The organism is Streptomyces swartbergensis (assembly GCF_002148965.1).
GTDB lineage: Bacteria > Actinomycetota > Actinomycetes > Streptomycetales > Streptomycetaceae > Streptomyces > Streptomyces swartbergensis.
Genome location: NZ_NGFN01000280.1, coordinates 1 through 11,202, shown reverse-complemented (window position 1 = coordinate 11,202; position 11,202 = coordinate 1). Strand labels below are relative to the sequence as shown.

Here is an 11,202-nt window from a genome sequence, read left to right as displayed (position 1 = left end):
GTCCCTGATCTGGGGCTTCAGCTTCCTCCTCATCAAGGTGGGCACCGAGGGGTACGCGCCGTTCCACGTCACGCTCGGCCGGCTGGTGTTCGGTACGGCCGTACTGGCCACCGCGATGGCGGTGCGCCGCGAGCGGCTGCCGCGCGGGGTGCGCACCTGGGGGCATCTGACGGTCGCCGCGCTCCTGCTCAACGCCCTGCCGTTCTCGCTGTTCGCGTACGCCGAGCTGACCATCCCGTCCACGCTGGCGGGCATCTGCAACGCGACGTCGCCGCTGTGGGGCATGGCGCTGTCCCTGGTCGCCCTGTCGGAGGACCGCCCGACCCAGGTCCGGGTCGCCGGGCTCGGGCTCGGCTTCCTCGGAGTGCTCACGGTGCTGGGCGCCTGGCAGGGCTTCCACGGCCTGGACATCACCGGCACGGCACTGGCCCTGCTGGCCTCCCTCAGCTACCCGATCGGCTGGATCTACGTCCGCCGCACCCTGGCCGGCACCAGCCACTCGCACCTGTCGATGACCGGCGCGCAGTTGCTGCTCGCGACAGTCCAACTGGCCGTCGTCACCCCGCTGTTCACCACCCTGCCCACTAGCCTGTCCATCGGGCCGCTGCTGGCGATCGCCACCCTGGGCGCACTGGGCACGGGCCTCGCCGTCCTCCTCCAGTACGGTCTGGTCGCCGAGGTCGGACCGACGACCGCCCAGATGGTCACGTACTTCATCCCGGTCATCGCCACGGCCGCAGGCGTCGCGCTCCTGGGCGAGTCGCTCACCTGGTCGACACCGGTCGGGGCGGTGATCGTCCTGATCGGCGCGGCACTGACGCAGGTCCGGCCGAAGGCTCGGGCGTAGAGGTCCGGCCGAAGGCTCGGGCGTAGAGGTCCGGCAGTGTGTCTGGCGTAGAGGTCGGGGCAGGGCGTCCGGTGCGTCAGACGTAACTCCGCGCCGGCGCCGGCCCCACCGCTGAGGCGATCGAGTCGGCCAGCGCCTCCGTCTCGTCCTCGGCGAGCGTCGAGACGGTGACCCGGATACCGGGCGGTGCGCTCAGCCGGAAGCGCGCGCCGGGGACGACGGCCCAGCCCGCGTGCAGCAGCCGGGCGACGGCGCCGGTCTCGTCCGGCACGGGCACCCACACGTTCATGCCGCTGCGCCCGTGCGCCACGACCCCGCGCCGGCCGAGCGCGCCGATCAGCGCGTCCCGGCGCTTCCCGTACGCCGCCGCCACCGCGCGCGTGTCCACCGCCCCCTCGACCCACAGCCGCACCAGCGCCCGCTGCATCAGCCGGCTCACCCAGCCGGGCCCGAGCCGCTGCCGGCCGCGGACCCGGTCGACCGTGACGGCGTCCCCGGTGAGCACGGCGAGGCGCAGATCGGGGCCGTAGGCCTTGGCGGCCGAGCGCACGAACGCCCAGTACCGGGTGGTTCCGGCCAGCGGGTGGAGGGGCACGTCGACGATGCCGTGCCCGTGGTCGTCCTCGATGAGGAGCGTCTCCGGGTGCTCCTGGAGCACGGACCGCAGGGCACGCGCGCGCGTGGCGCTCACCGCGGCGCCGGTCGGGTTCTGCGCCCGGTCCGTGACGATCAGGGCACGCGCCCCGGCCTCCAGCGCCCGCCGTACGTCGTCGGCGTACGGCCCCTCGTCGTCGAGGCCGACGGGGACGGTCCGCAGCCCGAGCGCCGGGACGAGGTCCAGGGTCCCGCCCCAGCCGGGGTCCTCGACGGCGACGGTGTCGCCGGGCTTGAGATGGGCCGCCAGGACCCGCTCCACGGCGTCGAGCGCACCGGAGACCACGGCGAGCGGCCCTTCCGGCACCCCGTCGGCGTCGAACCCGTCCCGGGCGATCCGGGCCAGCTCGGGATCCACGGGCTCCTCGCCGTACAGAACCGGAGCACGGTCGCCCTCGGCGGCCGCCGCTGCGAACGCCGCCGCGAGGGCCGGCAGCAGAGCCGGATCGGGATTGCCGCTGGACACGTCGCGCACGCCTTCGGGGACGTCGACCCTGATGTGGTCCCGCCCGGTCGTGGCCGGCGCGGCCCGCACCCGGCTGCCGCGTCGGCCCGCGGTCTCGATGACCCCGCGCTCGCGCAGGGTCCGGTACGCGGCCGCGACCGTGTTGGGATTCACTCCCAGCCGCTCCGCCAACTCCCGCATGGGTGGCAGCAGTTGGCCCGGCCGCAGCTCACCACTCCCCACCGCCCGCTCGATGCTCGCGGAAATGTCCGCTGCGCGACGGCCGCTGACCCGATACTCTCCTAGCACAAAGACCATTATGCACTAGTACAATGGAGATCGCCATGCAGGGGACCCCGCAGACGCCGTCGCGACCCGCCGCCTACGCCCCCACCGACCGCACCGTCCCCACCCGCTCGCCGGACCGGGCCTCGTACGACAGGGAACTGGTGCACTCGATACTCGACGAGGCCTGCGTCTGCCATCTGGGCTTCGTCCGCGACGGCGCGCCGGTCGTGCTGCCCACGCTGTACGCCCGGGTCGGCGAGCGGCTCTACGTGCACGGCTCGACGGGCTCGCGCCCGCTGCGGGCGGCCGGCCAGGCCGACCCGGGTCTCCCGGTCTGCCTGACCGTCACGCACGTCGACGGGCTGGTCCTGGCCCGCTCGGCCTTCCACCACTCGATCAACTACCGCTCCGTGGTGGTGCACGGCGTCGCCCACGACGTGACGGACCCCGAGGAGAAGCGGCAGGCCCTGGACGCCCTGGTCGACCACGTCGTGCCCGGCCGTTCCGCCGACTCGCGGCCGGCCAGCAAGAAGGAGCTGGCCGCCACCGCCGTGATCCGCCTCGACCTGGACGAGGTCTCCGCCAAGCTCCGCACCGGCGGCGTGAACGACGAACCGGAGGACCTCGGCCTGCCGCACTGGGCCGGTGTGGTCCCGGTGCGGAAGACCTACGGCGCTCCGATCGCCGACCCCGACCTGGCCCCCGGCACCGAGCTGCCCGACTACTTGAGGGCGTTGTAAGTAAGGGGCACGGGGTCCTGTGCTGGCCGCCCCCGAGTCACACCAGCATCACCGGCTCATTGGACGCCCTCGTACGCCGTACCTCTCCCACCGCGAGCCCCACGACCGAGCCCAGCATCAGCAAAGTGCCGGCCAGCGTCGCCGCCGTGAGGTGCTCACCGAGCAGCACGACGGCGAGCACCGCCGCGCTCACCGGCTCCAGCAGCATGATCACCGAGACGGTGGCCGACCGTACGACGGCCGCGCCCGCGAAGTAGAGGCCGTAGGCGAGGGCCGTGGGGACGGCGGCGACGTACGCCAGCAGGAGCAGGATCCTGCCCGGGTCGTCGGTGTGCGGCAGCAGCCCCTCGGACAGGGCGAACGGCAGCAGGCACAGGGTGGTGACGGCGAAGGCCCCTACGGTCGTCCGGGAGGCGTCGGCCTCGCCGCCACGGCCCCACCGGCGGATGAGCAGCGTCATCACGCTGTAGCCGGCCGCGGACAGCAGGGCGAGCAGCACACCCCACGGGCGCACGGTCGTGCCCCCGCCGCCGATGACGAGGACCGCGAGCCCGGTGAGCGCGCCCGCGACGGCGGCGGTTCCGCCCCGGCCGAGGCGCTCGGCGAGCGTCAACCGGGCGCCGAGTGCGATGAACACCGGTCCGGCGCCCAGGGTGACGACCGTGGCGACGGCGAGGCCGGTGGCGGAGACGGCCGCGAAGTAGGCCGTCTGGAACACGGCGAGCCCGATTCCGGTGATGCCGGCCCGCAGCGTCCGGCGGCCCAGCGGCTCCCGTACGGCGGCCTGGGCGCGCGGCCGGACGAGGCGGACGGCGAGCAGCAGCACGAGTCCGGCGGCGCAGCGCCAGAAGGAGAGGGCGACGGGCCCCATGTCACTGGCCTGGTAGACCAGTGAGGCGGCCGCGCCCGCGGTGCCCCAGGCGACACCGGCGACGATCAGATAGAGGAGGCCTCGCCCTACGGGCAGGCCGGAGGCAGTGTTCGACACGTGTTCTCTCCGCAGACGCGCACGGCACGCCGCGCGGGATCGGCGGCGGCTGGTGCGCGGAAGTTCGGGAAGGGCCCCGGATCACGTCGGATCAGCGGGGTCCGCGGACTTCGTCTGCGGGCAGCACCGTTCGGCCCGGCGGTGAGACGCCGGGCGCGGTTTCCGGAGGGCCCGCCTCAGGCGGCCGGAGGCGGAAGAACGAGTGCGTTCGAAGGCATGATCGGCACCTTATGCGGGCCTGCCGGGCCGGGACAACTTCCTTTCCGGGCCGCCGCTCGCCACCGGCTGTCCGGAGCCCTTCGAGGGCGTCGAGGACTGGGCGATGAACGCGCCCACCAGCACGATCACGCCACCGGCGAGCTGCGGTGCCGACAGGTGCTCGCCGAGCAGGATCCAGGCCAGGACGGTGGCGATGACCGCTTCGAGACAGGCCACGACACCGGCGACCTGCGGGGAGAGCCGGCGCACGGCGAGCACGCCGGTGACGTACGCGACGACCGTGGCGACGAGGACGATCCAGGCCAGCAGGGCGATCGCGGCGACGGGCGTGCCGTCCATGCGCGCGGTGCCCGTGAGCACGGACCACTCCATGCTCCAGGGCCGGGCGACGACGGTCAGCACGGCCGCGCCGACGAGCAGGCCGTAGGCGATGACGCCGAGCGGGTCGGGCGCCTCGTCCCCGGCGTCGCTGCCCTGGTCGGAGAGGATGAAGTAGCCGACCTGGCAGCAGGCCGCGCCGAGCGCGAGCAGCAGCCCCAGGGCATCGAAGCCGAGCCCCGACCACACCTCGACGACGCACGCGAGCCCGCCGACGGCGAGGACGACGCCGACCGCCGCCGCACGCGTCACGGGCCGCCGCTGCACGAACCGCACCCAGCCCAGCACGAGGGCGGGCGCCAGGTACTCGATGAGCAGCGCCACCCCGACGGGGATACGGGAGAGCGCCGCGAAGTAGCAGGCCTGGACACCGGCGACGGCCAGCAGCCCGAACCCGGCGAGCAGTCCGGGGCGGCGGCGCAGCAGGGAGCGGTGGCGCACGGCGAGCGGCAGCATCACCAGGGCCGCCCCGGCCACGCGCAGCCACACCACGTGCAGCGGGTCCAGGCCCGCCTCGATCAGCGGCTTGGCCGCGACACCGGATCCGCCGAAGGCGACCGCGGACAGGAGCGCGAGGCCGAGGCCCACACCCTTGCCGTGGCTGCTGGGGCTACTGGGGCTACTGTCAGACGTACGCACCGGCACATGATGACAGGCCATGACAGGAGCGTCACCCTCTATGGCACCTGTCCCAGTGTCCGGACGCGAGAAGCGGCTCCGCCAAGGACAGGTCAGTAGGCGCCTTCGCCGCCACTCACGCACTCCTGAGACCGCTCAGCTCGGTCCTCAGGCCAGTCGAGGCCTTCCTGCGACCGGTCAACGCGCTCCTCGGACCGGTCGAGGCCTTCCTGAGGCCGCTGCGACCAGCCGTCGAGCCGGGCGAGCACCGCGTGCGGGTCGATCCCGGCGCGTCGGAGCACCTCGACCGCGCGCGCCTGCGAGTCGACGACGATCGCCGCGAGCAGGTCGACACCGCGGGCCGGTCCCCCGTGTCGCTCGGCACGTTCGCAGGCGTATTCCATCGAGGCCGCGGCCAGCGGCGAGAAGCCCGCCGTCTCCGTCACGACGGGGACGGCGCCGGAGTCCTCCACGCCGCTCTGCCAGCGCAGGCCGTATCCGATGCTGCGCTGGACGAGGTAGCCGAGCAGCCGCGCGATCTGCGGCCCGTCGCCGACGACGGCACGCGCCTCGGGGTCGGACTCCAGCAGCGAGTGGAGCAGATGGGCCGTGTCGATCTGCCGGTCCGCGTCCCTGACCGCTCTCCGGCGGGCACCGGTGACCACCGATGCCAGCTCGTCGCTGAGCCTGGCATCGTTCTCCGCGCGGTGGATGCCGTGCTCATGGGCCGACTGTCGGGGGATACGGGGGTGCACATCCCCTACCCCATCAGTCCCGAGTGCCCGGGTCATCCTCGGAGCGGAGCATTTTCGCGTCCCACAGAAAGTGGACATCGCCGGCCGGAGTCTCCTCCTTACGGAGGACATCAGGCTGTTTCACCGGACGCCCCAGGAGCGGCTGACGGTTCATCAGTATTGAACATTGCGGCCGTCACGGCTACGTTCCGCGACATCGAGCCCGACGTGAAGAGGTGGTCGCATGGCCGAAGTCAGCGCGGAGTCACACATCGGGGCGCCGGCCGAGAAGGTGCGGGCCAGGCTCACGGACTGGTCCGCGTACGGCGAGTGGAACGCGACCCACACGAGCTTCCCGTCGGGCGGACCCGAGCCCCTCGAAGTGGGCGCGACGTTCCAGGAGAACATGCGGCTCATGAACTTCCCGGCCGAGGTGGAGTGGACCGTCGAGACCATGGAACCGGCCCGGCTGCTCGCCATCCGCGGCAAGGGCCCGATGGGCGTGACCGTGGCGACGCGCTACACCCTCACACCCGACGGCGACGCGACGACGGTGCGCATCGACAGTGAGTTCACGGGCGCGGCGGTGTCACTGATGGCGGGCAAGCTCAAGGACTCGGCCACGGCCGCCCTCAACGAGTCACTGCGCAAACTGGACGGCCTGGTGGCCTGACGCTCCGGGCACCGGCGACACACTCCCGGCGCGAGCAGAGGCGCCCCGTGGATCACTCCACGGGGCGCCTGCCCGGCGGCGCACTCGGACGACGCCCGATCCTCAGCAGTCGCCGGCCTTCGTCAGTCCTCGTCGGCGAGGATCAGATACAGCTTCTTGCGGGCTTCGTTGATGACGCCCAGCGCCTTCTCCCGCTGCTCCTTGCTGCCGGTCTTCCAGACCTGGCCGAAGGCCTCCATGAGGCCGAAGCCGGCCTGGCGGATCTCGCCGAGAGCCTCCCAGTCGACCCCGCGGGAGGCCTCTTCCCAGGGCGCCTCGGGCCCCTCTTCGGCCGCGGCGCGGCCCGCCTCGGTGAGCGAGAACAACTTCTTGCCGCCCTCGGACTCACTCGCGATCAGGCCCTCGTCCTCCAGCAGCTGGAGGGTGGGGTACACCGAGCCGGGACTGGGCTTCCACGCCCCGCCGCTGCGCTCGGCGATCTCCTGGATCATCTCGTAGCCGTGCATCGGCCGGTCCTTCAGCAGGGCCAGGATCGAGGCCCGTACGTCACCGCGCCGCGCCCGTCCCCTCGGCCCGCCGCGCCCTCGTCCGCCCCAGGGTCCGGGACCGAAGCCCGGGCCACCGGGCCCGCCCCAGCCGGGACCGCCCGGCCCGAACGGCCCGAAGGCCGCACGCAGCCCCTCGAAACCGCCGCGGCCGCCGTGACGGGGTCCGCCGTGGCCATGCCCGTGCTCGAATCCGTGAGTATGCATCGCAAACACTCTCCATTCCATCGTTGATCTGTCGCGATGCTTCAACGATATATCGGTAGCTCCCATGACAAGACCCGGATCGAGGCCACACTCCACATGTGGACGGGGCGGACCAGGCCAGTACTAGCGAATTGGCCTTGGCCTGCCCCTTGGACGGGGCTCTAGCGTCCGGGCATGCGGATTCGAATCGTCGACGCCTTCACCGATCGCCCCTTCTCCGGCAACCCGGCCGGGGTCGTTCTCCTGGACGACCCGGACGCCTTCCAGGACGACACCTGGCTCCAGAACATCGCCCTGGAGGTCAACCACTCCGAGACGGCCTTCGCCCGTCCCCTCCCCGAGGGCGGCGAGGCCGACTGGGCGCTGCGCTGGTTCACACCGGCCGCGGAGGTCGCGATGTGCGGTCACGCGACCCTGGCCACCGCCCACGTCCTGCACACCACCGGCACCCACGAGGGCCCGGTACGGTTCGCCACCCGCAGCGGCGTCCTCGTCGCCACGCCCGCCGAAGACGGCTCCGTCACGATGGACTTCCCGACGGCTCCGCTCACCCGGGTCGACCCGCCGGACGGCCTCGCCGAGGCCCTGGGCACCGAGCCGCTCACGGTCCTCGACACCGGCCCGAACGTCGGCGACCTGCTGGTCGAGGTCGCCGACGAGAAGGCGGTGCACGGCCTCGGCCCCGACCTCAGGGCCCTCGCCGCCCACTCCGAGCGCGGTGTCATCGCCACGGCCCGCGCGCATGACCCCGACCAGGGCTACGACTTCGTCTCGCGCTGCTTCTTCCCGAACGTCGGCATCGACGAGGACCCGGTGACCGGCAGCGCCCACACCGCGCTCGCCCCGTTCTGGTCCGAGCGCCTCGGCAGCCCCCGCCTCACCGGCCTCCAGGCCTCACCCCGCTCCGGCCGCGTCCGCACGGAGCTGCGCGGCGACCGCACACTGCTGACCGGCCGGGCTGTCACCGTCATCGAGGGCGAGCTGCTGGCCTGAGACGACCCCTCCCCGGGTCTCTCACGCCGTCGGCAGCCACCCGACCTTGCCCGCCAGCAGGGCGTATCCCACGAAGGCACCGATGTCGAGCAGCGAGTGGGCCACCACCAACGGGCCCACTCGGCCCCAGCGGCGGTACAGGCAGACGAACACCACGCCCATGACCATGTTGCCGATGAAGCCGCCGATGCCCTGGTAGAGGTGGTACGAGCCACGCAGGACCGAGCTGCCCACCAGCGCGGCCATCGGCGTCCACCCCAGCTGACCGAGGCGGCGCAGCAGGTAGCCCACGACGATGACTTCCTCCAGCACCGCGTTCTGGATCGCCGAGAGGATCAGCACGGGGTACTTCCACCACACGTCGGGCAGCGCCTCGGGCACCACGGTGAGGTTGAAGCCGAGGCCCCGGGCAGCCAGGTAGAAGGCGATTCCGGTGGAGCCGATGACCGCCGCGATCGCCGCCCCGCGGCCGAGGTCGGGCCAGGGCCGGGTGCGGTCGAAGCCGAGGGTGCGCAGGCCCGCGCCCTCGCGCAGCAGGAAGTGCGCGACGAGTACGACGGGCACGAGCGCGGTGGTGATCCCGAAGAGCTGCCAGGCCAGGTCGAGCCAGGGACGGCCGGGCGCGGCCGAGGCGTTCATGGTGGCCGCCTGGTCCTTCAGCCCGCCGGGCTTGGTGACCGAGCCGATGAAGCTGATCAGGGCGGAGACTCCGCTCGCACCCAGCGAGAGCGCCAGCACGAGCAGCGTCTCGTTGCGGAGCATCCGCCGCGAGAGCCGCTGCTGGGGAATGGGATCGTCGGCCACCGGGCTCGCCTCCGCCTGCACACCTGCCTCCACTTCACCGACCTGTCGGATCAGTATGAGGGCAGCAGGACATCGGCCCGGCGGCGCATCAGCCCAACGGCACCGGCTCCGGCGATCCCACAGGCCAGGTGTGCACCGGCTCCCCCTTGTGCATCAGCTCCCGATAGCGCCGGGTCGTGGCCGCCAGCGCGGCGTCCCTCGGGTGGCCCGCGTCCAGCGCCTTGTGGAAGGTCGCGGCCTGCCAGCTCGCCCCGTTCACCCTGCGCCGGCACCGCTCCTCGATCACACCCAGGTACAGATCGCGGTCGGCCGGCTCCACGCCCCACGCGTCCAGCCCGACCTCGGCGAGCGGCAGCAGCTCGTCGCGGACCAGGCTCACGGCGTCGACCTGCGTGGTCCCGCCGTAGCGGCCGCGCCGGGGCCAGGTGAAGCGGGCGTCGATGCCGTCCTTGCACGCGGCGTCGAAGTTGGCGGCGGCCGCCTCGAACGGCAGCCGGGACCACACCGGCCGGGCCTCCTCGGCGAGGGCGCGGACGAGGCCGTAGTAGAACGCGGCGTTGGCCACGACGTCGATGACGGTGGGCCCGGCGGGCAGCACGCGGTTCTCCACGCGCAGGTGGGGGACGCCGTCGGCGATGCCGTAGACCGGGCGGTTCCAGCGGTAGACCGTGCCGTTGTGCAGGACGAGCTCGGCGAGGCTCGGGACGCCGCCCTGGTCGAGCACCTCCAGCGGGTCCTCGTCGTCGCAGATCGGCAGCAGCGCCGGGTAGTAGCGCAGGTTCTCCTCGAACAGGTCGTACGCCGAGGTGATCCAGCGCTCCCCGAACCACGTGCGCGGCCGGACGCCCTGGGCCTGGAGTTCGGGCGGGCGGGTGTCGGTGGACTGCTGGAACAGTGGGGGCCGCGACTCGCGCCACAGCTCACGGCCGAAGAGGAACGGAGAGTTGGCGCCGACGGCGATCTGCGCGGCGGCGACGGCCTGGGCCGCGTTCCACACGTCGGCGAAACGGGCCGGGGTGACCTGGAGGTGCAGCTGCACGGAGGTGCAGGCGGCCTCCGGCGCGATGGACTTGGACGTGCAGCGGAGGTGCTCCACGCCGGCGATGTCGAGGGTGAACTCCTCGCCGCGGGCGGCCACGATCTGGTCGTTGAGGAGGGTGTAGCGGTCGACGTCGGAGAGGTTCGACGACACCAGGTCGTCCCGGTCGAGGGTCGGCAGAATGCCGATCATCACGATTCCCGCGTCGACCTCGCCGGCTTTCCGGTCGGCATATGCCAGTGACGTACGGAGTTCCTCGGCGAGCCGGTCGAATACGCGGCCGCCCAGACGGTGTGGGGGAATGTTGACTTCCAGGTTGAACATGGCGAGTTCTGTTTGGAAATCGCGGCTCGCGATACGTTCCAGGACTTGCGCGTTCAACATTTTCGGCATGCCGTCGGCGCCCGCGAGATTCAACTCGATCTCCAGCCCCATGAGGTTCTTGGGGCGATCGAACCGCTTCTCCGCCAGGAGTCGCTCCAAGCCCGTCAGACACTGACGGAGCTTGTCGCGGTAGCGCTGGCGATCGGACAGGTCGAACCGGCCTGCCACGACCTTCTCCCCCATCGAAGCGTCCCTCCTCGGATGGTGCGGGGCCGAAGATCCGGCCGCCGGGGTCCCGGTCAGGTGGAGGATGCCCAGCGAAAGCGATCGATAACGTCCCGGGCGGACCCGCCGACCGCTACGCTGGTCACGTATGACCGGTGGCACATTCACTCGGCATGCCACGCAGGCCGGGGTTTCGGGTAGTGCGAACTCGTGAAAAACGCCGACGAGAATGGGCCGACCGCCGCAGGGGCATTCGTCGAGGTCACCACCGCACACCCCCGCGTGGAATCGGGATAATTCTCGCGTATCGCCGACCGAATGTACCCTTGTTCTACTCACCGGAAACGGCTAGACGAAACACAGTCTGAACCCGTGTCGTATAAACTCCGCGAACAAGGCAGAAGGTTGGCGCCCACGGTCGATGGGTCATGCCGTCGAGGCGATGTTCGGCGGACCCCACCCCCTCTCGTTCTTGAGACCC

General features: G+C 72.0%; 11 protein-coding genes. 4 read left to right on the top strand and 7 right to left on the bottom strand.

The genetic code is table 11. The annotated features are described in order from the left end of the window. The coding region (locus CA983_RS32525; RefSeq protein WP_086604386.1) for a DMT family transporter at nt 1-847 on the top strand (847 nt) is incomplete at its 5' end. Nucleotides 848-923: 76 nt separating this feature from the next. Here the strand turns inward: CA983_RS32525 and CA983_RS32520 are convergent. Further along, nucleotides 924-2,255, bottom strand: a complete 1,332-nt coding sequence (locus tag CA983_RS32520) for an aminotransferase class I/II-fold pyridoxal phosphate-dependent enzyme (RefSeq protein WP_086604389.1) — start codon at nt 2,253-2,255, stop codon at nt 924-926. A gap of 35 nt (nt 2,256-2,290) precedes the next feature. On the opposite strand from CA983_RS32520, the gene CA983_RS32515 reads away from it, so the two are divergent. Next, nucleotides 2,291-2,974 carry a pyridoxamine 5'-phosphate oxidase family protein gene (locus CA983_RS32515; protein ID WP_086604388.1) on the top strand — a complete coding sequence of 228 codons (684 nt, stop codon included), beginning with the start codon at nt 2,291-2,293 and terminating at the stop codon, nt 2,972-2,974. A 37-nt stretch (nt 2,975-3,011) separates the two neighbouring features. Here the strand turns inward: CA983_RS32515 and CA983_RS32510 are convergent, their stop codons facing one another. The 3 genes from CA983_RS32510 to CA983_RS32500 form a co-directional block, all read right to left on the bottom strand. Further along, nucleotides 3,012-3,962: a DMT family transporter gene (locus CA983_RS32510; RefSeq protein ID WP_086604385.1), complete on the bottom strand. Its 951-nt coding sequence runs from the start codon at nt 3,960-3,962 to the stop codon at nt 3,012-3,014. Between the two features lie 228 nt (nt 3,963-4,190). After that, on the bottom strand, nt 4,191-5,204 hold the full coding sequence (locus CA983_RS32505) for an EamA family transporter (protein ID WP_086604384.1): 1,014 nt from the start codon (nt 5,202-5,204) through the stop codon (nt 4,191-4,193). A gap of 86 nt (nt 5,205-5,290) precedes the next feature. Next, entirely contained in the window at nt 5,291-5,932 is a 642-nt protein-coding gene (locus tag CA983_RS32500) for a Clp protease N-terminal domain-containing protein (protein WP_244207189.1), read from the bottom strand. A 223-nt stretch (nt 5,933-6,155) separates the two neighbouring features. Between CA983_RS32500 and CA983_RS32495 the strand changes: the two genes are divergently transcribed. Next, nucleotides 6,156-6,584, top strand: coding sequence for a type II toxin-antitoxin system Rv0910 family toxin (locus CA983_RS32495; protein WP_086604383.1), 429 nt, complete (start codon nt 6,156-6,158; stop codon nt 6,582-6,584). A 122-nt stretch (nt 6,585-6,706) separates the two neighbouring features. Here the strand turns inward: CA983_RS32495 and CA983_RS32490 are convergent, their stop codons facing one another. After that, nucleotides 6,707-7,336, bottom strand: coding sequence for a PadR family transcriptional regulator (locus tag CA983_RS32490; protein ID WP_086604382.1), 630 nt, complete (start codon nt 7,334-7,336; stop codon nt 6,707-6,709). A gap of 174 nt (nt 7,337-7,510) precedes the next feature. Between CA983_RS32490 and CA983_RS32485 the strand changes: the two genes are divergently transcribed. Further along, on the top strand, nt 7,511-8,329 hold the full coding sequence (locus tag CA983_RS32485) for a PhzF family phenazine biosynthesis protein (protein WP_086604381.1): 819 nt from the start codon (nt 7,511-7,513) through the stop codon (nt 8,327-8,329). Between the two features lie 21 nt (nt 8,330-8,350). On the opposite strand, the gene CA983_RS32480 is transcribed toward CA983_RS32485, so the two are convergent. Then, a complete protein-coding gene (locus tag CA983_RS32480; protein WP_086604380.1) occupies nt 8,351-9,154 on the bottom strand; it encodes a CPBP family intramembrane glutamic endopeptidase in 804 nt (267 codons plus the stop codon). A gap of 67 nt (nt 9,155-9,221) precedes the next feature. Beyond that, nucleotides 9,222-10,739 (bottom strand): glutamate-cysteine ligase family protein, encoded by a 1,518-nt coding sequence (locus tag CA983_RS32475; RefSeq protein WP_086604379.1) that lies wholly within the window; start codon nt 10,737-10,739, stop codon nt 9,222-9,224. Between the last annotated feature and the right edge of the window lie 463 nt (nt 10,740-11,202).

Coding starts and splice junctions, on each gene's coding strand:
- CA983_RS32475 (WP_086604379.1), bottom strand. CDS start 10,739: ATGGGGGAGAAGGTCGTGGCAGGCCGGTTCGACCTGTCCGATCGCCAG.
- CA983_RS32515 (WP_086604388.1), top strand. CDS start 2,291: ATGCAGGGGACCCCGCAGACGCCGTCGCGACCCGCCGCCTACGCCCCC.
- CA983_RS32485 (WP_086604381.1), top strand. CDS start 7,511: ATGCGGATTCGAATCGTCGACGCCTTCACCGATCGCCCCTTCTCCGGC.
- CA983_RS32495 (WP_086604383.1), top strand. CDS start 6,156: ATGGCCGAAGTCAGCGCGGAGTCACACATCGGGGCGCCGGCCGAGAAG.
- CA983_RS32490 (WP_086604382.1), bottom strand. CDS start 7,336: ATGCATACTCACGGATTCGAGCACGGGCATGGCCACGGCGGACCCCGT.